Source organism: Piscinibacter sp. XHJ-5 (assembly GCF_029855045.1).
Lineage (GTDB): Bacteria > Pseudomonadota > Gammaproteobacteria > Burkholderiales > Burkholderiaceae_C > Albitalea.
Map to the genome: position 1 here is coordinate 4138054 of NZ_CP123228.1, position 20971 is coordinate 4159024.

Consider the following 20971-nt stretch of genomic DNA (forward strand, 5'->3'; position numbering starts at 1 on the left):
ACGACGGCGTGCGCTGAAGCGCTCCCGATACGCGGCGCCGCCACAGTGCGCGGCATGAACATCGCCTTTCTGCGCACGCTCACCGGCAAGACGCTGCTGCGCCTGGCCGCCGGCGGCGCCGCCGTGCTGCTGGCCGCCAGCGCGGCCGGGACCTACCTGCTGTACCGCCAACTCGAGCAGCAGGCCAGCCTGCGCCTGGCCTCTGTTGCCACCGAAAGGGCCCGCGTGGCCGAGCGGGTGCTGAGCCACAAGGTGGAGGCCCATGACGCCTTGCGCCTCCTGTTCGTGCAGCAGTGGCCCGACTACCAGGACGCGAAGACGCTCAGGCGCTTCGAGGCGCTGATGACTCGCTATCCCGACGGTGCATGGCGCAACCGCCCCGAGCTGTCCGATGGCCGGCGCTACGCCACGGGATGGATCCGCAGCGACACCGTCCTCGGCGACGACCTGCGACGCCGCACGGTGCTGTTCCACGATCTGTCGATGCGCTACGGGCCGGGCACCGCGATGCGCCACGACAACCTGTTCTTCACCAGCGTGCCGGAGCAGTCGAACATGGGCTACGACCCGTACCTGTTTCCCGACTGGATCCACGACATCCCGGGCGACTTCGACATGCTGGCCTACGAGTGGGGACGCCAGGGCGCCGCGCCGGCCCGTCCCGAGGACAAGCCGACGTGGTCGGCGCCCGAGGTCGATCCCGTCGGGCCGCAGCACGGGCCGATGTTCACGCTGATGACGCCGCTGCACATCGGCGCGCGCCATGTCGGCGCGATCGGCAGCAGCATCCTGCTCAAGGATTTCCTGGCCCGCGTGCTGCCGGCCTCGTCCTCCGACATGCGCTACCTGCTGTACCGCGCCGACGGGCGGCTGCTGGTCGACACCGCGCTCGCGGACCGGCTGGGACCGGCCGTGGCGAAGGCACGGCTCGACGAGCTCTCCGGCGACCTGCCAGCCACGCTGGGGTCGCTGGCCGCGCACGCGCGTGACACCGCGGCCGCGCGCTACAGCCGCGACAGCGACCTGTACGTCGCGGTGGCGCGCATCGATGGCCCCGGCTGGCTGGTCGCCGCCACCCTGCCCGGCGCCGCCGTGCGCGGCGAGGCGCTCGGCATGGCCGCCTGGGCGCTGGCCTGCGGTCTGGGCTTGCTGCTCACGCTGCTGCTCATCTCGGCGCGCGTGCTGCAGCGGCAGGTGGCGGCACCGCTGAATGGCCTGACGCATGCGGCGCAACGCGTCGCCGCCGGCGATGCCGACGTGCGGCTGCCGGCGACACGCGACGACGAGCTGGGCCAGCTGGCCCGCAGCTTCAATGACATGGCGCGCGAGGTGGCCGAGCGCGACGCTGCGTTGCGCCATGACAAGGTCGAGATCGAGACGGTCCTCACCTCGCTGCTGCGCGCCGAGCAGGAGCTGGCGCGCCAGCGCGAATCGCTGCACCAGAACGAAAAGCTGTCCGCGCTGGGCGGACTGCTGGCCGGCGTGGCACACGAGCTGAACAACCCGCTGGCGGTGGTGGTCGGGCGCGCCATGCAGCTGGAGGAGCGCGCGGCGTCGATCGGCGACCGGGCGATCGCCACGCGCATCGTCCAGGCGGCGGAGCGCTGTGCGCGCATCGTGCGCACCTTCCTGGCGATGGCGCGCCGCCAGGAGTCGCTGCGCGAGCCCACCGACGTCAACGACGTGATCGTCGATGCGCTCGACGTGCTGGCCTACACGCTGCAAAGCGGTGGCGTGCAGGTGCAGACCCAGTTGCAGGCCGGGCTGCCGCATGCCATGGCCGATGCAGGGCAGCTCGGGCAGGTCTTCCTGAACCTGTTCACCAACGCGCACCAGGCGATGGCCGCCACCGACGGGCCGCGCCTGCTGTGTGTGCGCAGCGGACTTGCGTCCGACGGCGACACGCTGCTCATCGAAGTCGCCGACACCGGGCCGGGCATTGCGCCGGACATCGCCGCGCGCGTCTTCGAGCCCTTCTTCACCACCAAGGCGGTCGGCGAAGGCACCGGCGTCGGACTGTCCGTGAGCCTGGGCATCGTGCAGTCGCATGGCGGCAGCTTGCGGCTCGAGACGCATGGTTCGCCGGGAGCCCGTTTCGTGGTCACCCTGCCCGCCTGCCGCAGCAGGCAGCCCGTGCATGCGCTGCCCTGTCGGACCGCGGCGGCCACCCGCGGCGCACGGGTGCTGGTGGTCGACGACGAGCGGGAGATCGCGGAGGTTCTTCGCGACATCCTCGTGCACGCCGGCCATCGGGTGGCGATGGCCCACAGCGGCGCGCAGGCGCTGGCCCACCTGGACACCCACGGCGCCGACCTGGTGCTGACCGACCTGAAGATGCCCGGCATGGACGGGCCGGCGCTGTACCGCGAGATCCGCAGTCGCCACCCTCACCTGCTGCAGCGCGTGATCGCCATCACCGGCGACACCCTCGGGACGGTGGCGCGCGAGTTCGTCGAGGCGACCCGCGTTCCCGTCATCGACAAGCCGTTCGCGCCGCAGGAGGTGCTGGCCCGGGTCGCCGAAGTGCTCAAGCGCGCCGGGGCGATGGCCTGAACCGGTGCCTCGAGGGCGAGCGACAACCCTTGCCGCTGGCCCTCCCCCGGCGCCGCGGGCGAGTCAGAGCATCCGGTTGCGGGTGCTTGCGCATCCATCGGGCACGGCGCGGCGTATCACTGTCTCGCCCATCCCTTTACCCGATGGCTGCTGCGCAGCGTGCGGGTCACCTCGAGCGCATCTCATGACCATGAGCCGTCTTCTCGTCCTCTGTCTCGCGCTGGCCGCCGCACCGGCGCAGGCGCACGACACCTGGTTCGCGCTCGAGCGCCGCACGCCGTCCGCGGCCGTGGTGGCCCTGGGCACCGGCAACCAGTTTCCGGTGCAGGAGTCGGCGGTCGGCGCCGAGCAGCTCACGCGGCACGGCTGCCGCACCGGTTCGGCCGCGGTGCCGCTGGCCCCCGGCCAGGTCACGCCCACCGCGCTGCGCCTGCAGGCGAAGGCGGGCCGCGGGCAGGCGCTGTCGTGCTGGGCGCAGGTGATGCCGTTCGACATCGAGCTCACGCCCGACAAGATCGCGGTGTACCTGAAGGAGATCCATCCGCCGCCCGCGGTGCACCAGGCCTGGGCCGCGATGCGTGCACGCGGGCTGCCGTGGAAGGAGCGCTACACCAAGCACGCACGCATCGAGATCGCCGGCGACGCGCCGTCCGAGGCCGCGCCTTCGGGCATGGCGATGGACGTGCTGATCGAAGGCGGCTCGCGCATCCTGCATGCCGGCGATGCAGTCGCCTTCCAGGTGCTGCGCGACGGCGCGCCCCTGGCTGATTTCGCGGTCGAGCTGCGCAGCGACCAGCATCGCATCGGCTTCTGGCATCAGACGGATGCCGAGGGACGCGTTCGCGTCAAGGTGCCGCTGGCGGGCCGATGGGTGCTGCGCGGCACGGATCTGCGCGCCGTCGAGGATGCGTGGGAGAGCCGGTTCGTCACGCTGGCGTTCGAGGTGAGCAGGTGACCTGCGCGGGCATTCTTCGTGCGTCACATCACCTGCAGGTCGAAGGCCCTCTCCACCAGCCAGGCCGCGGCCACGATCGCGATCGCGACCGATCCGCCGACGAACACCGCGCGCCGGTAGAACCATGTGCCGCGCAGCGCGTATGCGAGCGGCAGGAACGCCGACACGATCGCGATCTGTCCCAGCTCGACGCCCAGGTTGAAGCCCACCAGCGCCAGCACGAGTGCCGATTGCGGCAGGCCGAGGTCGGCCAGCACGCTCGCGAAGCCGAAGCCATGAATCAGCCCGAAGGCGAAGGCCACCGTCCAGCGACGCCCCTGGAACAGCGGCACCACGTTGTTGAGCGCCGCCAGCACCACCGACGCGGCGATCGCCGACTCGATCCAGCGCGAGGGCAAGGACACCACGCCCAGCGTCGCCAAGGTCAGGGTGATCGAATGGGCGACGGTGAAGGAGGTGACGATCTTCAGCACGTCGATGAAACCGTCGCGAAAGCGCGCCGCGGCACCCCAGCCGTCGTCGCGCCGCACCAGCACGGCCGGCAGCAGCAGCGACAGCAGGAACAGGATGTGGTCGTACCCGATCCAGATGTGCCACACGCCTTCGCGGCCGTAGGCCAGGAACTGCTCGAGCCGCCCGCCCGGCGCCGCGAGCCCGAACTGCTGCGACGGCGCGTGCGGGCCGAGCACCGCAGTGCGTGTCTGCCCTTGCGTCTCGAGACGCAGGAGGCCGCGATGCAGCGGATCAACCTCGGCGAACAATCGGTACGTCAGCCCCAGCGTGGTCGGCGGCTGCGGACAGCTCACCTGCAGCGGGATCACGGTATAGGCGCCGTCGGTGTGCCGGTCGACCAGCTGCTCGCCGGCCGTGACCGTGCACGCCGAGCCATCGGCCTGCACCGCCAGCCGCGCCAGCGCGTGGGCGGCGATGGCGGCATGCTGCGCCCGCACCTCGCCCCACGTGATGCGTCCATCGCCGTCGGCGTCGAGGCCGAGCGCGAAGTCGAGGTCGCGCAGCGCGATGTCCCATTGCCCGCTGATGCGCCCGCCGTCCACCTTCAGCGAGAGATAGCTGTCCGACGGCTTGTGCGCGTGCGCCGGCCAGGCCGCGAGCCAGGCCAACGCGGCGGCGAGCAGGAGACCGGCGAGCTTCAACGGACCCCCTTCAGCTGCTGGGCGAGTGCACTCAGCGCGGTGCTTTCGATGCCCGATCGGGCCATCCAGGCGAGCACCGGCTCCGCAGCCTGCGGCTGCTTCGCCGCGACCGCGGCTTCCAGCAGCACACGCGCATCGGCCGGCTCGCGCTGCAGCGCGTAGTTCTCGCGCGCCAGCACGAGCGCCTGCTGCGCCTGCTCCTGCACGCCCAGCCGGAAGCGCGACTCCTCCTTCTGGTGCAGCTTGTCGCCGCGCAATCGCGCGGCGGCAAAACGCGCGTCCAGGTCGCTCGCCCAGCCGGCGAGCGCGGGCGCCTGCAGCGCCTTGGCCGCGAGCGCCAGGCGCAGCAGCAGCACGTCGGAGCGCGAGCGGTCCTTCAGCAGGGTCATCACCTCGGCGGGACGGCCGCGGTCGAGCAGGAAGTCGGCGTACGCCGCCAGCAGGTAGCCGTCGGTCAAGCCCAGCGCGAGGGCCTGCCTGTAAGCCGACTCGGCCTCGGCATGCCGGCCGCGACGCTCCTCGATCTCGGCGAGCCGCGTCAGCGCCCACAGGCGTTCGCCGGGGTCGGCATCGGCGTTCGCGGTCAGCGCGGTGTCGATTGCGTGCGCGGCACGCGCGGCATGGCCGGTGACAGCGTCGACCTGCGCGATGCAGGCCGTGCCGATCAGCGGCGAGGCCAGTTCGGCGAGCCGCCCGCAGGCATCCCGCGCCTCGGGATAGCGCGCCTGCACCAGGTGGATCGCGGCCCGCCAGGCCCAGGCTTCGCCGTTGGACGGATCCGCCCGCAGGGCCGCATCGAGATCGGCGATCGCCGCATCGAACTCGTGCCCGAACTGCAGGAGGATGGCGCGCATCACCCGCGCGGCCGGTGGCGGATCGGCCGCGTTCCACCACGGGGCGAGGGCCGCCTGCGCATAGCCGACATAGCGCGGATCACCTTCGGCCGCGGTCTCTTCGTAGTAGCGGCGCGCCAGCCGCACGGCGGCGTCGAGGTCCTGCGGGCGCTGCTGCCACGCGCGGCGCAACGCGTCCAGCTCGCGCATGCGCGGATCGGAGGCGCGCGCCGGCAGCGTCTCGAGCACCTGGTCGTCGGAAGCGGGCCTGAAAGGCGCGGCGACGACCGGCATGGACACGGCCGCCGCGACCAGCACCAGGGCAGGTGTCGCGGCCTTCATACAGATCGGACTTTGTTTCGATGTTCGAGGGTGAGACCGCTCCCAGCAGCCACCCGACATGGTGTAGAAAGCCAAGTGCCCCGTCGAGCCGGGCCGCAACCGTTCAACTCACGCAAGAGATTCCCCCATGACCAAACTTCTCTCCACGCTCATTCTCGCCGCCGTCGCCATGATCGGCTTCAACGCCCAGGCCGCTTCCCACGCCGGCGCGGCCATGAAGGCCAGCGACGCCGCCAGCGCGCCGGCCAAGAAGAAGGCCGCCAAGAAGAAGGCCGCCGACAAGGCCGAGGCCAAGAAGGAAGAAGCCGCGAAGAAGTAAGCAAGGCATCTCTTCGCAACAAGGGGCAGGCTGATCAGCCTGCCCTTTTGCTTGGTACGCGGCATTGCATCCCGTGGATGCACGGCGCTTGTCTCGGGCCTACGGCCAGGCGGCTAGATCTGCCGCCGACGGCCGGCCTGTCACCCAGACCGGCGCGCCTTGCGGCTTCAGCAAGCCCACGTACGGCGTCACGCCCCGCCAGGCCGGGTTCACGCCGAAGCGCAGCGCGGCCGCCTGGCCGGCGAATGCGAACAGCCGGTCGGCCGGCCGGTAGTGCGAATCGCTCAGCAGCGTCGCATCGGCGTCGCCCGGCGCGGCGTCCATCACCACGGCAATCAGCTCGGCCGTGGGTCGGTGCCGGCGGATGTGCGCAGCGAGCTGCTCGATCACCGCCGGGCAGTGCGCGCAATCGGTGGTCGTGAACACGACCGCTGCCGGCTGCCGGGTGTCGGCCTGCAGACGCTGCCAGGCCTGCGCGTCGAAGGTTTCCACCTTGCGCGGCGCCGCCTGCACCGTGGACAGGGCGGCCAGCAACCAGGCGGCGGCAACTCTAGGGAACGAGGCGTTCAACATGGATTCCTTGCGTGGTGCGCCACAGCGCGTAGATCTGCTCGCCGCGGCGCACGAGCCGCGGATGGTCGTTGTCGAGATCGCTGCGGCCCAGCTCCTTCAGCGTGAAGTGCTCGCCGTCGTCGGCGGAGAGCCAGGCGCGCCAGCGTGTCGCCTGGCCGTCGAAGCTGCGCCAGACGATGGCCAGCTGCGTGCCGGCGCCGAGCACGTCGGCATGCTCGGCCTGCGGGTCGGGCAGCCGTCGCGCCTCGCCGCGCGGCGTGCCGTCGGCCCCCAGCCGGCCGTAGCGCACGCCGGCGATGCCGTCCTTCTCGCCGAACCACACCGCGTGGTAGCCGCCCGTTGACGACGGCGTGAGCCCGGGCCCGTGGTGCGGGCAGGCGTCGAGCGCCCAGCGGTCGAAGGTGGCGCGCACGGGCTGCGACGCCGTGGCCCGTTCGCGCACCGCGGCGAAGGCATGGTCGCGCTGGTTGGGCGCGAAGACATGGCGCCAGAGCGCCACCAGCCCGCCGTCCGGCGAAGGCGCGAGCGCGATGCGGCAGCACTCGCAGCTGCTGTCCGCAAGCTTGATGTCGGGGCCGAAACTCTGTCCGCCGTCGGCCGACTCGTTGCGGTAGATCGCCGCGCCGCGATAGTCCCTGCGGCCGGCAGCGCGGCTCGCCTCGGCATCGCGCTTGTCCACCCACACGGTGTGCAGCGTGCCGCGCGCATCGAAGGCGATGGACTCGAAGCGATGGGTGATCACCTGGCGGTCGCGGTGCACCGTGAACGGCGCCGAGAAGCTGCGCCCGCCGTCGGTGGATCGCAGCATGCGGATCAGACCCGTGTACGGCAAGGCCTGCGGCTGCGTGTAGGCGATGACGACGCGGCCGTCCGGACCGAAGGCGATCTTGGGCCGGCTCTCGCCCGCCGCGGCGGGCGTGTCGCCGCCGGTCGGGATCTCGCGCGGCGCCGACCAGCTTCGCCCTTCGTCGGCGCTGGTCTGCACGAACAGGCGCGACTGAGCGTCGAGACCGACGATCCACAGCTCGCCCGAGGGCGCGAAGGCCGCGCCGATGGCCAGTTGCGGCGCGCCCCTGGCGCCGCCATGCGCATGCTGGGCGGCCGCCGGCAGCGCGATGGCCAGCATCCACAGGCATCGAAGCATCAGGCTCACCATGCAGCCTCCAGTCCCGCGTAGACGCTGCGCGGCAGCGCCGGCGAATAGACCGCGGTGTTCGACGACACCGAGGCGCTGTCGGCGTAGCGCTTGTCGGCCAGGTTCATGACGCGGGCGAACAGCGACATGCGGTCGTCGAGGCGCTGGCGCATGCGAAGGTTGAACACGTCGTGGCCGGGGTACTTGCCGAAGGCCGCCGAGTGGCTCGCCTCCAGCCAGTAGGACCCGATGTGCGCCCATTCGAGCTGCGCGCTGGAGCCCTCGCGCGGCGTCCAGGCGAGCCTCACGTTCGCGATGCTGCGCGGCGCCGATTCCATCTCCTTGCCGGAGAAGTCGGCGATGGCCGTGACCCATCGGTCGTAGACGTGCCTGGCGTGCGACAGCGCCACGTCGAGACGCCACGCGGCGGTCAGCGCCCTGCCCAGGCCCAGCTCCACGCCGCGATGCCGGGTGCGGCCCGCGTTCACGGCGGTGGTCACGTCGGTTGCCAGATCGCGCTGGCTCACCAGGTCGTCGCGCTTGACGAGCTCGTAGGCCACCAGGTCGTAGCGCCAGTCCTGTGCCTGGCCGCGCAGGCCGAGCTCCGACTGCCGCGCCTTGATCGGCTTGAGCGCCAGCGCGAACGCCGCCTTGGTCTGCGCCTCGGCCGCGGAGGCGCCGCTGCCGGCACGAAAGAGCTGGCTTTCCGACGGCGTGCGAAAGCCGTGGTGCACCGAGGCGTAGAGGCTCGCCTGCGGTGCGACCGCCCAGGTCGCGCCCAGCTTGGGACTCCAGCGCGAGTACCCGACCGACGCATGCGGCGTCTGGGCGTAGATCCGCGGCCCGGCGCTGGTGGTGTCCGCGGCGATGCGGTTGTCCATCTCGTAGCGGATGTCGTCGTGGCGCAGCCCGGCGGTGATGCGGACCGACGGCGTCGGCGAGAGCTCGCCGTGCAGGTACGCCGACGCGCTGCGAAACGTCACGTCGTAGTCGTAGATGCGGTCGCCGACGGTGAAGCCGGTGTAGAAGCTGTTCGCGCCGCTGCCGGTGCGTGTGGGAGCGATGCTGTCCTCGGTGCGCGAGCCGGGGCTGCGATCGAGGTCGACGCCGGCGATGAGCCGCGGCCGCAGCGGCGCGTCGAAGTCGCGGCGCCACTTCGCCATCAGGCCGAGCGACGTGACCGCGCTGGTCTCGATGCGCGGGTCCGAGCTGAGGTTGAACGAGCCGTTGAGGTCCATGACGTTGCGGCGCAGGTAGGGCGTGAGCGTCCACAGCGAGCCGCCCGCCTCGTGCTCCACCTGGGTCGACAGCCGCAGCGCGCGCACCTTGCGCCACGCGATCGACAGGTTGTTCTTCGTCGGATCGTGCAGGTAGTCGTCGAGCGTGAGCGGCGTGTTCGCGCCGGTCTGCTGGTCGATGTGCGTGAGCCCGACGATGGTCTTCAGCCGCATGCCGCCCGCCGCCGCATCCCAGCGAAAGTTCGCGCTCTGCCGGTCGTAGGCCGTGCCGTCGCGCCAGCCGTCGGTGTGGGTCACGTTGACCGAGGCCCGCACGTCGCCGCGGCTGCCATCGGCAAGCAGCCGCCGCCAGCCGGAGCTGCCCGCCTCGGCCGACAGCATCAGCTGCGGCTCGGCGGCGGGCGCCCTGGTCAGCACGTTGACCGTGCCGGCGATCGCATCCGAGCCGTACAGCGCGCTGCCAGGACCGCGCACCACCTCGACGCCGCCGGCGGCCGGCAGATTCACCTCGTACAGCGCGTTGTGGTTGAAGAAGCCGGTGGCGCGCGTCGGAATGCCGTCCTCGAGGAAGAGGTACAGCGGCGAGGTGGTGAACGGTTGGCGGATCGCCGTGCTGTGGCCCTCGCCGTTGGTGACCGCGATCGCGACGCCGGGCACCTGTCCGAGCAGCTGCTGCGGGTGCATGGGGCCGGTGAACACGATGTCGCGCTCGGGGATGACGCCGATGGAAGCCGGCGTCTGGGACAGCAGCGTCTTCTCGCGCGTGCCGGTGATGGTGACGGCGGGCAGCGCGGAGCCCTGGGTGACGAGCGTGGTGTCGGTGGACGGGCCGGACTGTGCCGACACGCCACCACAAAGGCCGAACATGGCGAGCGCCAGCGGCGCCCGCGCACGCCGGCGGGGTGTTGTTCTGGTCATCCTTGATCTTCCTGTCGCGGCCGCGGACGGCCGCAGTCGAGCGAGAGCCTCCAGGCAGGTGCTGGAGAGCCGCAGTCGATCAGGAAGACGCGGGTGGACCGTGGTGCAGGCGGGCGATCCAGGCGGCGGCGGCATCCGCGACGGCGAATGGCGCATGTGCCTGAACATCCGACAGGGGCGGCGGCGCCAGCGGCAGCGACAACGGCGCCATGGCTTGCGGCGCCAGCGCCGCGAGGGCCGTCAGCGCGCAGTGGTCGCTCTTGTGGGCGGCGTCGGACCCCGGGTGATGCTCGCCGTGGTGGCCGGCGTGCTCGCCGTGATGTGCGTGGTCATGATGACTGGGCAGCGCCACGCCATAGACGTCGCAGACCTGCGCCACCGAGGCGCCTTGCAGCTGCGCGGCCATGCTGGCCAGCATGGGCACCGCCGCCTTGAGCAGCAGGGCCACGACCGCCAGACGGACGGTCCAGCGGGTCAGCCAGGAAGCGCGGGACATCGCGCGATTGTGCCTGCGGCCGTCAGCCCACGATGCCTTCGTCGACGAGACCGAGCCAGTCCCCAGCGTCCGGTCCAACCTACGAATGAAACATTCACGGCCCGCATTGAAGCAACCCTGAGATGCCGCCTCCCGACACTGGCGCCGAACCACCACGTCGGGAGACTGCATGCGATCCACTGTCACGCTTGTGCTGGCTGCGCTGCTGTGCGGCTGCGCCGCACTGCCGAGCCCCACGACCCCTGTGCCTGCGCTGCCCGCGCAATGGCACGCCGCGCTGCCGCACGATGGCCGCCTCGCCGATCTGCGGGGGTGGTGGCAGCAGTTCGACGATCCGCTGCTCGCGGAGCTGGTCGCCGCCGCGCAGGACGCGAGCCCCACGATCGCGTCGGCGCGCTCGCGCATCGAGCAGGCGCGTGCGGCGCGTGTCGGGGCCGGCGCGGCGCTGGGTCCGAGCTTGCAAGCCCAGGCGACGCTGTCGCGCGGACGCGAAGACTTCGGCCTGCCGATCGCCACCTCGGGCGCTTCCGGCCTGCAGGCGAGCTGGGAGATCGACGTGTTCGGCGGCCGTCGCGCCGCCGCCGACGCGACGCAGGCGCGGCTCGAAGGCGCCCGCGCGCTGTGGCACGACGCCCGCGTTTCGGTCGCCGCGGAGGTCGCGACCAGCTACGTCGGCCTGCGCGCCTGCGAGGCCCTGCTCGCGCAGACCCGTGCCGACGCGGCATCGCGCGGCGAGACGGCGCGGCTCACCGAGCTCAGCGCGAGAAGCGGCTTCCAGTCTCCGGCCAACGCGGCGCTGTCGCGTGCCACCGCGGCACAAGGACAGGGCAACGCGACGCAGCAGCATGCGCAGTGCGAGCTGGCCGTCAAGTCGCTGGTCGCCCTGACCGCCATCGCGGAGCCGGAGCTTCGCGCCCGGCTCGGCGAACGCACCGCACGCCTGCCGCAGCCGGCGCAGATCGCGGTGGAGGCGGTCCCGGGGCAGGCGCTGGCACAGCGGCCCGACCTGTTCAGCGCCGCACGCGATGTCGAAGCCGCTGCCGCCGACACCGCCGAGGCGCAGGCGCAGCGCCTTCCTCGCGTCACGCTGAACGGCAGCCTCAGCGCCGCACGGGCGAAGACTTCGTCCGGCAGCACCGACGGCACGCTGTGGAGCTTCGGTCCGCTGGCCGTCTCGCTGCCGATCTTCGACGGCGGCGCGCGGCGGGCCAATGTGGAGGCCGCGCGCGCCCGCTACGACGAGGCAGCCAGCGTTTACCGCGCCAGGCTGCGCGTGGCCGTGCAGGAGGTCGAGCAGGCGCTGGTCACGCTGCAGAGCACCGCCGACCGGACGCACGACGCGCAGCTCGCCGCGGAAGGCTTCCACGCTTCCTACGTGGCCACCGAGATGCGCCAGCGCGGCGGGCTCGCCAGCCTGTTCGAGCTGGAGGATGCGCGCCGCAGCGACCTGCAGGCGCAGAACGCGCTCATCGACCTGCAGCGCGAACGCATCGCCGCCTGGATCTCGTTGTACCGCGCGCTCGGCGGAGGCTGGCGCGCAGACGCGCTGCAGATCGCGCAAGGCGCGACGCGCTGATTTCTTTTCGAACCCTCACGAACGACCGGAACCCGCCATGACACGCCATCGCCTCCTTCTTGCCGCCGCCGTCGGCGCCGCCCTCCTGGCCGCCGCCGGCATCACGCTGAGCGTCCGCGCCTCCAGCCCCGCCGCCGAGCCGCAGGCCGCCAAGCCCGCCCTCACCGTGCACATCGAGCAGCCGCAGGCGCTGCAGCTGCCGATGCGGATGTCCGCCCACGGCACGGTCGCCGCCTGGCAGGAGGCCAGCATCGGCACCGAGGTGCCCGGGCTGCGCCTGGCCGCGGTGCACGTGAACGTCGGCGACGTGGTCAGGCGCGGCCAGGTGCTGGCGAGCTTCACCGCCGACACCACGCAGGCGGAGCTCGCGCAGCTGAAGGCCAGCCTGGCAGAAGCCGAGGCCAGCGCCGCCGACGCCGCGGCGAACGCGCAGCGCGCCCGCACGCTCGATGCGAGCGGCGCCCTGAGCGCGCAGCAGGTCGCGCAGTTCCTCACTGCCGAGCAGACCGCACGCGCGCGCCTCGAGGCGCAGCGCGCCGCCGTGCAGGCGCAGCAGCTGCGGCTGGCGAAGACACAGGTGATCGCGCCGGACGACGGCGTCATCTCTTCGCGCAGCGCCACGGTCGGCGCCGTCATGGGCTCGGGTCAGGAGCTGTTTCGCCTGATCCGCGGCGCGCGCCTCGAATGGCGCGCCGAGGTGACCTCGGCCGAGATGGTGCGCCTGCGTCCCGGCACGCCAGCCCGCCTCAGCGCCGCCGACGGCACGCTGGTCGAAGGCCGCGTGCGGATGGTCGCCCCGACCGTCGACGCGCAGACCCGCAGCGGCGTGGTGTACGTGGATCTGCCGCCCTCGCTGGGCCTGAAGGCCGGCATGTTCGCCAAGGGAGACTTCGACCTCGGCCAGTCGAGCGCCCTCACCGTCGCGCAGCAGGCCGTCGTCGTGCGCGACGGGTTCAGCTACGTCTTCCGCATCGGACCCGACCAGCGCGTGCAGCAGACCCGTGTGAGCACCGGCCGGCGCAGCGCGCAGCGCGTGGAGATCACCGACGGCCTGCGGCCGGACGCGCTCGTCGTCGGCCGCGGCGCCGGCTTCCTGAACGACGGCGACCTGGTGAAGGTGGTGCAGGAGACCGCCAAGCCGAAGGTGATGCCCGAATCGCTGACCTGAACGAGGACACCGCCATGAACTTCTCCGCCCTCGCCATCAAGAACCCGGTGGTCGTCATCATGCTGTTCGCGCTGCTCACGCTGGCCGGCGTGATGGCCTTTCGCGCCAGCCCGGTGCAGGACTTCCCGGACATCGAGCTGCCGCTGGTCACCGTGACCGCCACGCTCGACGGCTCGGCGCCTGCGCAGCTGGAGACCGAGGTCGCCCGCAAGCTCGAGGACTCCATCGCCACGCTGCAAGGCATCAAGCACATCCATACCACGGTGCGCGACGGCGAGGTCAGCATCGCCGTCGAGTTCCAGATCGAGAAGGATCCGGCCGAGGCCGTGACCGATGTGCGCGATGCGGTCGCGCTGGTGCGCGCCGACCTGCCGGGCGAGATGCGCGAGCCCAGCGTGGTGAAGGCCAGCGTGGCCGGACGCGTGGTGCTGACCTACACCGCATCGTCGGACCAGCTCGACGAGCAGGAGGTGTCCTGGTATGTCGACAACACCGTGGCCAAGAAGCTGCTCACCGTGCCGGGCGTCGGCTCGGTCAAGCGCGTGGGCGGCGCCAACCGTGAGGTGCGCGTCGAGCTCGATGCGGGCCGCATGGCGGCGCTGAAGGTGACCGCCCTCGAGGTGTCGCAGCGCCTCAAGCAGGTGCAGCAGGAAGCGCCGGGCGGACGCGGCGACGTGAGCGGCGCCGAGCAGAGCGTGCGCACCATCGCGACGGTGAAGTCGGCGGCCGAGCTCGGCGCGGTGGAGGTGCCGCTCGCCGACGGCCGCAGCGTGCGGCTGGACCAGGTTGCGACCATCGCCGACTCCACCGAGGAGCGGCGCAGCGTGGCGCTGCAGGATGGCGCACGCGTGGTCGGCATCGAGGTGTTCCGCTCCAAGGGCGCGAGCGAGGTCGACGTGATGAAGGCCACGCGCACCGCCGTCGACGAGCTGAACGCCGAGCACGGCAACGTCAGGCTCACGCAGGTGATCGACAACGCCTCTCCGGTGGAGGAGAACTTCGACGGCTCCATGCACCTGCTGTACGAAGGCGCGCTGCTGGCCATCGTCGTCGTGTTCTGGTTCCTGCGCGACTGGCGTGCGACGCTGGTCGCGACGACCGCCTTGCCGCTGTCGGTGATCCCGGCTTTCCTCGGCATGCAATACCTCGGCTTCACCCTGAACACGGTGACGCTGCTGTCGCTTGCGCTGGTGGTCGGCATCCTGGTCGACGATGCGATCGTCGAGATCGAGAACATCTCGCGCCACCTGCAGATGGGCAAGACCCCGATGCAGGCCGCCACCGAGGCCGCCGACGAGATCGGCCTGGCCGTCATCGCGACCACCTTCGCACTGGTGGCGGTGTTCCTGCCGACCGCCTTCATGGGCGGCATTCCCGGCAAGTTCTTCAAGCAATTCGGCTGGACCGCCGTGCTGGCCATCCTCGCCTCCCTGGTCGTGGCGCGCTTCCTCACTCCGATGATGGCCGCCTACTTCCTGAAGCCGGCAAAGCACGAGCCGGGCCCCGACGGCTGGCTGATGCGCCGCTACATGAGCGCGATGCGCTGGTGCCTCACGCACCGCCTGGCCACCGCCCTGGGCGCCGCCGTGTTCTTCGTCGGCTCGGTCTCGCTCATCGGCCTGCTGCCCACCGGCTTCGTGCCGTCGAGCGACCGCGCGCAGACGCAGATCAACATCGAGCTGCCGCCCGGCAGCACGCTGCAGGAGACCTGGGACATCGCCGAGCGGGCCCGCGTCATCGCGCAAGGCTTGCCTCAGGTGCGCGGCGTCTACAGCTCGATCGGCGGCGGCTCCAGCGGCGACGCCTTCGCGCCGGGCGCGGCGGCCGAGGCGCGGCGCGCGGTGCTCAAGCTCACGCTGTCGCACCGCACCGAGCGCAAGGAGGCGATCAAGGACATCGAGGCGCAGGTCCGCACCCGCCTGGCCGAGGTGCCCGGCGCGCGCTTCCAGGTCGGCGCACAGGACAACGGCGTGAAGATGCAGATCGTGCTGCGCAGCGAGGATCCGGCGGCGCTCGACGAGGCGGCGCAGGCCGCGGTCCGCGACCTGCGCACGCTCAGGGGCGTCGGCGCCGTGAGCTCGAGCGCCAGCCTGGTGCGGCCGGAAATCATCGTGCGGCCCGACTTCGCACGCGCCGCGGACATGGGCGTGACGGCGCAGAAGATCGGCGAGACGGTGCGCGTGGCCACCGCGGGCGACTACGACACCGCCCTCACCAAGCTGAACCTCAGCGAGCGCCAGGTGCCCGTGCGCGTGAAGCTGCCCGACGCGCTGCGCAGCGACCTGGCGGCCATCGAGCGACTCACCGTGCCTGGCAAGAACGGCCCGGTGATGCTCGCCAACGTCGCGGCCTTGTCGATGGAAAGCGGTCCGGCGCAGATCGACCGCCTGGACCGCAGCCGCAACGTCACCTTGGAGGTCGAGCTGGGCAGCCGCCCGCTCGGCGAGGCCTACGAAGAGGCGCTGCAGCTGCCCGCGTTCAAGAAGCTGCCGCCTTCGGTGAAGCTCGCCGAGCTGGGTGACGCGCAGGAGATGAAGTCGCTGTTCGCCAGCTTCGGCGTCGCGATGGCGATCGGCGTGCTGTGCATCTACGGCGTGCTGGTGCTGCTGTTCCACGACTTCATGCAGCCGCTGACCATCCTGGCCGCGTTGCCGCTGTCGGTGGGCGGCGCCTTCGTCGCGCTGCTGGTCACGCACAACGCGATGTCGATGCCGTCGATGATCGGGCTGATCATGCTGATGGGCGTGGTGACGAAGAACTCGATCCTGCTGGTCGAGTACGCGATCGTTGCGCGCCGCCAGGGCATGACCCGCTTCGACGCGCTGGTCGACGCCTGCCATAAGCGCAGCCGCCCGATCGTGATGACGACCATCGCGATGGGCGCCGGCATGCTGCCGCTGGCGATGGGCTTCGGCGCCGATCCGTCGTTCCGCTCGCCGATGGCGATCGCCGTGATCGGCGGACTGATCACGTCCACGCTGCTCAGCCTGCTGGTGGTGCCGGCCGTGTTCACCTACGTGGACGACGCGCAACGCTGGATCGTCGCCTTCGCGGCCAGGCTGGGCTTGCGCCGCGGCCACGCCGGCAATACCGCTGAAACAGAACTGCGGCCGGTTTGAAGTGCGAAAGAAACCGGCGCTTCCGATACTGACTTCATCGAGGACACGTTGTCGTCGATCCACCGCAACCTACCAGGAGTTCACCATGCAAGCCGTTTCCCGTTCCACCCGCCTCGTCCTGCAAGCCCTCGCCGCCGCGACCGTCGCCTTGTCGGCGTCCGCCGCGATGGCCGTCGAGGCCGAGCAATTCGTGCCCCCGCCCTCCACGCTCAGCCGTGAGGAAGTCAAGGCCGCGATGGCGCAACCCGTCTACGCGGTCCACAACGAGGCCAGCGTCTTCCTCGACCTGCCCGCGCACGGCCGCGATGCCGCCGAAGTGCGCGCCGAGGCTCGCCAGGCCGCCCGCGATCACCACTTCAACGAGCTGTACGTCGGCGCCTGAGCGGCGTCGTGCACTTCATCGACGCCACGGCATGCGTGCCGTGGCTTTTTTTTGTCCCGAGCTCGAAGCGGCAGGGTTCGCCCCACGATGAGCCGAACCGCCGTTCGCAGCGTCACGGCAGCCGCGTGATGCGCGGCACCTTCAGCGCAGGCAGTGTCTGGTCGTAGGGCGCCGCCGGCGCCTTGTAGCCGCCTCTCAGGTACGCCACCAGCGCATCGATGTCCTGCGCGCCGCCGAGGGGGTTGGCCCCGCCGGTGAGGACCGTGAAGCCGTCGCCGCCGGCCGCGAGGAAGCTGTTGACGGTCACGCGGTAGGTCCTGCCCGGGTTCCGCACCACCCCGCCGATCACCAGGTTTTCCGGCGCGCCGGTGGCCACCGGCGGCACCACGCTCACGTCGGTGGGCGTCAACGTGAGGTCGATGATCTTCGAGCACGGCGCCGCACCGGCGCTGTACGAGTACCGGACGCCGTTGGACACCTGCAGGATGCGCTGGTGGGTCTGGCCGAGGCAGCCGGCGAACTGCTGCTCGAGCAGGCTCTTGACCTGCTGCGCCGTCAGCGTCATCGTCACCAGGCTGTTGCCGAAGGGCTGCACCGTGAACGCGTTGCCGTAGGTCACGTCGTACGGGTACGCCGCACCGGCGAAGGCCAGGCCGGGATTGCGCACGCCGCCGGGGTTCATGAACGCCGCCACCGCGCCGCCCAGCGCCGCGGGCTGGGTGGCCTGCAGCTGCGCATCGGCGATCAGGCTGCCGGCGGGCATCTCGCCGGCGGCGTTGGCGGCGTTCGGCAGCGGGGCCGCAATGGTGCCGATGACCGCGTTGGCCAGCGGCGACACCAGGGCGTCGTAGCCGTCGACGATGTTCTTCACCGTCGGGTCGGCGGCGATGGCCGCGTTGATCGCGGCATCGGTGCGATCCACCAGGCGGTTGGTCGCTTCCACCTTCAGCACGTCGCGCGTCAGCGGATCCAGTGTCAGGTCGATGTCAGTCAGCACGCGGCCGAAGGCGCTCGCGCTGGTCACGGGCACGAGGCGGCCGTCGCGGTTGGGCAGCCCGGCCGCCCGCGGCGTGCGCGTCGCCACGCCGTTGGCCACCGCCACGTCGACCGTGCTGGCCGAGCAGTTGTAGGCCGCATGCGTATGGCCGCTGATCACCAGGTCGACGGCGTTGTCCAGCCGCTTGACGATGGCACCGATCTCCGAGTCGGCACCGGCGGCCGTCTTCAGGTCGCCGTCGCAGCCGTTGATGTCGCCGACGTTGGGACCGCTCTGGGAGCCGCCCTGGTGCACCAGCACGACGATGGCCTCGATGCCCTGGGCACGCAGCTGCGGCACCAGTTCGTTGACGGTGTCGGCCTCGTCCTTGAACGTGAGCCCCGCGACGCCGGTCGGCGTGACGATCGACGGCGTGGCGCGCAGCGTCATGCCGATGAAGGCCACCTTCACGCCGTCGAAGGTCTTGGTGCCGTACGGCGGCAGCAGCGTTCGGCCGGTGGCCTCCTCGACCACGTTGGCCGACAGCCACCTGAACTTCGCGCCGTCGAAGCTGCCCGGCGCGCTCGAGCCGACGCCCTTGCAGCTGTTGGGCTCGACGGCGTTGCCCGCCGGCTTGCAGCCGCCGTTCTGCAGGCGGCGCAGCTCGGCCGGACCCTTGTCGAATTCGTGGTTGCCGACGGCATTGAACTCGACGCCGATCCTGTTCAGCGTCTCGACCGCCGGCTCGTCGAAGAACAGCGCCGAGATCAGCGGCGAGGCGCCGATGAAGTCGCCGGCGCCGACGACGACGTTGAGCGGGTTCTGCGACTTCAGTCGTGCCACGTACGCGGCCAGGTATTCGGCGCCTCCCACGGGCGGACGCTGCGCGACCGCAATCGTGGTGTTGGCACCGAAGGTGCCCGGCGATTGCAGGTTGCCGTGATAGTCGTTGAAGCCGATCACCTTCACCTTGAACGGCTGCTGCGGCGGCGCCTTCAGCGACGCGCAGGCGGCGACGAGAACGGCGGTGGCGACGAGGGTGGAGAAGCGGACGAAAGCCAGGAATGTCATCTCGCGATCATCGGTCAAGCGCGGTGATGCCCGGTGCCGCAAGAAAGCGCGCACGATTTGCCGGCGGGGTGACGGCCGGACGAGACGCAGCCCCTTGCACCACCGTCTCCCTAGATCGCGGATGAACCCGACGCCAGGAAGCAGCAACGAAGCGGCATGACTGCCAGTCCGGGAGCCGGTTTTCGCGCCTTTTGCAGGTTGCGCCTTCGCACCCTTTTCGGGCGATATCGGGTATTGGAATTGCTGGAAGCCAGTTGAGCGTCGAGACGCCGGCGGTCCCATCCGCGGAGGCGTCCCTGGCGCTGTGTTTCTGCCAGAGGGCCGCCATGACGTACCTGTCGCCCGAAATCCTGTGGCTCGCGGTGCTCCTGCCGCTGCAGGTCATCGCCTACCTCTGGCTGCTGCGACGCCGCAAGAAGATGGCGGTGCGCTTTTCCCACATCACGCTCGTCAAGGCTGCCGCAGGCAAGGGCATCGGCTGGCGCCGCCATGTGCCGCCGGCGCTGCTGCTGCTGGCCTGCGGCGTGATCGTCGTGGCGACGGCGCGGCCGACAGCGCCGGTGACGCTGCCGAGCAAGCAGCAAACCGTGATCCTGGCAGTCGACGTCTCCGGCAGCATGCAAGCCGCCGACGTCGTGCCCAATCGGCTGCGCGCCTCGCAGGAGGTCGCCAAGGCCTTCGTCGCCAAGCTGCCGCGCGATGTGCGCATCGGCATCGTTTCGTACGCCGACAGCGCGCAACTGGTGCAGCCTCCCACCGTGCAGCGGCAGGAGGTGCTGGCCGCCATCGACCGCCTGCAGCTCCAGGGCGGCACGGCGATCGGCGAAGGCATCGCGATTTCCCTCGCGGCCATCTTCCCCGAGCAAAGCATCGACGTTTCCGAGATCGGCGTGCGCAAGGTCGCCACCGCCCTGCCGGAGTCCCGCGCCAAGGGCAGGAACAAGGCCAGGAACAAGGTCGCGCAGGTGCCGGCAACGGCGCCCAAGCCGGTGCCGCCGGGCTCGGACAAGTCGGCGGCCATCGTGCTGCTGACCGACGGGCAGAACACCATGGGCCCAGACCCGATGGAGGCCGCACAGCTTGCCGCCAGCCGCGGCATCAAGGTCTTCACCGTGGGCTACGGCACCAAGGATGGGGAGGTGGTCGGTCCCGAAGGCTTCAGCGTGCGGGTGCAGCTCGACGAGGAGACGCTCAAGCGCGTCGCCGAGCTGACGCGGGGCGAATACTTCCGCGCCACCAACGGCATGGAGCTGGGCAAGGTGTACGAGGGCCTGCAGGGCCGGCTGGTGATGGAGCGCAAGAACACCGAGATCACGGCGCTGTTCACCGCCGGCGCGGCACTGCTGCTGGCGTTGGGGGCCGGCCTGTCGCTGTGGTGGTTCGGCCGGGTGGCGTGACAGTTTGCGCTGTCGTTCTGTTGCAGCCGTGCAGCGGGTCGCACCGTCGGATCCGAATCGGCCGCCTCAACAGCCCAGCATGTCCGCCAGCGCGACGATGCTCTTGGCATGCAGGGTGTTGTCCGGCCGCGGCGTCACGTCCTTGGCGACCGACGGGCCGAATTCGAGCGGGCGCTCGATGAAGGCCGTCTTGAGGCCGCAGGCCCGCGCCGCGGCCAGGTCGTCGTGGTGCGCCGCCACCAGCATCACCTCGTCCGGCTGCACGCCGAACACGCCTGCGGCGCCCAGGTAGACCGCCGGGTCGGGCTTGTACTTGCGAAACAGCTCCGCCGAGAGGATGCAGTCCCACGGCAGGCCCGCGTGCTTGGCCATTTCCGTCAGCAGGCCGATGTTGCCGTTGGACAGCGTGCAGACGATGTAGCGCCTCTTGAGCCGGCCGATGCCATCGACGGCATCCGGCCAGGCCTCGAGCCGGTGCCAGACCTTGTTGAGGCGGCGGCGCTCGGACTCGTCGAGATGGGCCAGTCCGAACTCCGGCAGCAGTCCGTCGAGGATCATCCGATGCAGGTCGTCGATGCGAGTCCAGCCCAGGTCACCCGACATCACGCGCTGCATCGCCGGCCGGTAGCCGGCGCGCCACGCCAGCGCGAACCGGTCGCCGTCGACCTGCGGGTAACGCGCCGCGACCTCTCGCGCGATCGTGCCGTGCCAGTCGACGACGGTGCCGAAAACGTCGAACGCGAGGACCTTGATGCCTTCGTGCATG

At 71.0% G+C, this 20971-nt stretch carries 16 protein-coding genes; 8 read left to right on the plus strand and 8 right to left on the minus strand.

Translation table 11 applies throughout. The features are described from left to right. Positions 1–54: 54 nt before the first annotated feature. Entirely contained in the window at positions 55–2553 is a 2499-nt protein-coding gene (locus P7V53_RS19545) for a response regulator (protein WP_280151182.1), read from the plus strand. A gap of 190 nt (positions 2554–2743) precedes the next feature. Beyond that, the gene (locus P7V53_RS19550) at positions 2744–3508 is read left to right on the plus strand and encodes a DUF4198 domain-containing protein (RefSeq protein ID WP_280151183.1); all 765 of its coding nucleotides are present in this window, start codon (positions 2744–2746) and stop codon (positions 3506–3508) included. Between the two features lie 23 nt (positions 3509–3531). On the opposite strand, the gene P7V53_RS19555 is transcribed toward P7V53_RS19550, so the two are convergent. Together P7V53_RS19555 and P7V53_RS19560 are read right to left on the minus strand one after the other, a co-directional pair. After that, entirely contained in the window at positions 3532–4662 is a 1131-nt protein-coding gene (locus P7V53_RS19555; RefSeq protein ID WP_280151184.1) for a HupE/UreJ family protein, read from the minus strand. Beyond that, entirely contained in the window at positions 4659–5837 is a 1179-nt protein-coding gene (locus P7V53_RS19560; RefSeq protein WP_280151185.1) for a hypothetical protein, read from the minus strand. The genes P7V53_RS19555 and P7V53_RS19560 overlap by 4 nt, the downstream gene beginning before the upstream one ends. A 127-nt stretch (positions 5838–5964) precedes the next feature. Here P7V53_RS19560 and P7V53_RS19565 point away from each other — a divergent pair, with 127 nt between their 5' ends. Beyond that, positions 5965–6156, plus strand: a complete 192-nt coding sequence (locus P7V53_RS19565; protein WP_280151186.1) for a hypothetical protein — start codon at positions 5965–5967, stop codon at positions 6154–6156. A gap of 99 nt (positions 6157–6255) precedes the next feature. Here the strand turns inward: P7V53_RS19565 and P7V53_RS19570 are convergent, their stop codons facing one another. From P7V53_RS19570 to P7V53_RS19585, 4 genes are all read right to left on the minus strand, one after another. Beyond that, positions 6256–6729, minus strand: coding sequence for a hypothetical protein (locus P7V53_RS19570; protein ID WP_280151187.1), 474 nt, complete (start codon positions 6727–6729; stop codon positions 6256–6258). Continuing rightward, on the minus strand, positions 6707–7885 hold the full coding sequence (locus tag P7V53_RS19575; RefSeq protein WP_280151188.1) for an exo-alpha-sialidase: 1179 nt from the start codon (positions 7883–7885) through the stop codon (positions 6707–6709). Before P7V53_RS19575 ends, P7V53_RS19570 begins: the two co-directional genes overlap by 23 nt. Beyond that, entirely contained in the window at positions 7879–10020 is a 2142-nt protein-coding gene (locus tag P7V53_RS19580) for a TonB-dependent receptor (RefSeq protein WP_280151189.1), read from the minus strand. The genes P7V53_RS19575 and P7V53_RS19580 overlap by 7 nt, the downstream gene beginning before the upstream one ends. Positions 10021–10099: 79 nt before the next feature. Further along, positions 10100–10516 carry a DUF2946 family protein gene (locus P7V53_RS19585; protein ID WP_280151190.1) on the minus strand — a complete coding sequence of 139 codons (417 nt, stop codon included), beginning with the start codon at positions 10514–10516 and terminating at the stop codon, positions 10100–10102. Positions 10517–10685: 169 nt separating this feature from the next. Between P7V53_RS19585 and P7V53_RS19590 the strand changes: the two genes are divergently transcribed. The 4 genes from P7V53_RS19590 (at position 10686) to P7V53_RS19605 (ending at position 16761) form a co-directional block, all read left to right on the plus strand. Next, entirely contained in the window at positions 10686–12092 is a 1407-nt protein-coding gene (locus P7V53_RS19590; RefSeq protein ID WP_280151191.1) for an efflux transporter outer membrane subunit, read from the plus strand. A gap of 37 nt (positions 12093–12129) precedes the next feature. Next, a complete protein-coding gene (locus tag P7V53_RS19595) occupies positions 12130–13260 on the plus strand; it encodes an efflux RND transporter periplasmic adaptor subunit (protein ID WP_280151192.1) in 1131 nt (376 codons plus the stop codon). A 14-nt stretch (positions 13261–13274) separates the two neighbouring features. After that, positions 13275–16379 carry an efflux RND transporter permease subunit gene (locus P7V53_RS19600; RefSeq protein WP_280151193.1) on the plus strand — a complete coding sequence of 1035 codons (3105 nt, stop codon included), beginning with the start codon at positions 13275–13277 and terminating at the stop codon, positions 16377–16379. A gap of 85 nt (positions 16380–16464) precedes the next feature. After that, positions 16465–16761 (plus strand): hypothetical protein, encoded by a 297-nt coding sequence (locus P7V53_RS19605; protein ID WP_280151194.1) that lies wholly within the window; start codon positions 16465–16467, stop codon positions 16759–16761. Positions 16762–16873: 112 nt separating this feature from the next. On the opposite strand, the gene P7V53_RS19610 is transcribed toward P7V53_RS19605, so the two are convergent. Next, the gene (locus tag P7V53_RS19610) at positions 16874–18808 is read right to left on the minus strand and encodes a bifunctional metallophosphatase/5'-nucleotidase (RefSeq protein WP_280151195.1); all 1935 of its coding nucleotides are present in this window, start codon (positions 18806–18808) and stop codon (positions 16874–16876) included. A 326-nt stretch (positions 18809–19134) separates the two neighbouring features. On the opposite strand from P7V53_RS19610, the gene P7V53_RS19615 reads away from it, so the two are divergent. Continuing rightward, positions 19135–20205, plus strand: a complete 1071-nt coding sequence (locus P7V53_RS19615; protein WP_280151196.1) for a VWA domain-containing protein — start codon at positions 19135–19137, stop codon at positions 20203–20205. Positions 20206–20271: 66 nt separating this feature from the next. Here the strand turns inward: P7V53_RS19615 and P7V53_RS19620 are convergent, their stop codons facing one another. Further along, positions 20272–20970 carry a haloacid dehalogenase type II gene (locus tag P7V53_RS19620; RefSeq protein WP_280151197.1) on the minus strand — a complete coding sequence of 233 codons (699 nt, stop codon included), beginning with the start codon at positions 20968–20970 and terminating at the stop codon, positions 20272–20274. Between the last annotated feature and the right edge of the window lies 1 nt (position 20971).

Excerpts from the sequence above, each read along its gene's own strand:
- P7V53_RS19545 (WP_280151182.1), top strand. The coding sequence starts at position 55 with ATGAACATCGCCTTTCTGCGCACGCTCACCGGCAAGACGCTGCTGCGC.
- P7V53_RS19550 (WP_280151183.1), top strand. The coding sequence starts at position 2,744 with ATGAGCCGTCTTCTCGTCCTCTGTCTCGCGCTGGCCGCCGCACCGGCG.
- P7V53_RS19560 (WP_280151185.1), bottom strand. The coding sequence starts at position 5,837 with ATGAAGGCCGCGACACCTGCCCTGGTGCTGGTCGCGGCGGCCGTGTCC.
- P7V53_RS19565 (WP_280151186.1), top strand. The coding sequence starts at position 5,965 with ATGACCAAACTTCTCTCCACGCTCATTCTCGCCGCCGTCGCCATGATC.
- P7V53_RS19570 (WP_280151187.1), bottom strand. The coding sequence starts at position 6,729 with ATGTTGAACGCCTCGTTCCCTAGAGTTGCCGCCGCCTGGTTGCTGGCC.
- P7V53_RS19575 (WP_280151188.1), bottom strand. The coding sequence starts at position 7,885 with ATGGTGAGCCTGATGCTTCGATGCCTGTGGATGCTGGCCATCGCGCTG.
- P7V53_RS19580 (WP_280151189.1), bottom strand. The coding sequence starts at position 10,020 with ATGACCAGAACAACACCCCGCCGGCGTGCGCGGGCGCCGCTGGCGCTC.
- P7V53_RS19585 (WP_280151190.1), bottom strand. The coding sequence starts at position 10,516 with ATGTCCCGCGCTTCCTGGCTGACCCGCTGGACCGTCCGTCTGGCGGTC.
- P7V53_RS19590 (WP_280151191.1), top strand. The coding sequence starts at position 10,686 with ATGCGATCCACTGTCACGCTTGTGCTGGCTGCGCTGCTGTGCGGCTGC.
- P7V53_RS19595 (WP_280151192.1), top strand. The coding sequence starts at position 12,130 with ATGACACGCCATCGCCTCCTTCTTGCCGCCGCCGTCGGCGCCGCCCTC.
- P7V53_RS19600 (WP_280151193.1), top strand. The coding sequence starts at position 13,275 with ATGAACTTCTCCGCCCTCGCCATCAAGAACCCGGTGGTCGTCATCATG.
- P7V53_RS19605 (WP_280151194.1), top strand. The coding sequence starts at position 16,465 with ATGCAAGCCGTTTCCCGTTCCACCCGCCTCGTCCTGCAAGCCCTCGCC.
- P7V53_RS19610 (WP_280151195.1), bottom strand. The coding sequence starts at position 18,808 with ATGACATTCCTGGCTTTCGTCCGCTTCTCCACCCTCGTCGCCACCGCC.
- P7V53_RS19615 (WP_280151196.1), top strand. The coding sequence starts at position 19,135 with ATGACGTACCTGTCGCCCGAAATCCTGTGGCTCGCGGTGCTCCTGCCG.
- P7V53_RS19620 (WP_280151197.1), bottom strand. The coding sequence starts at position 20,970 with ATGCACGAAGGCATCAAGGTCCTCGCGTTCGACGTTTTCGGCACCGTC.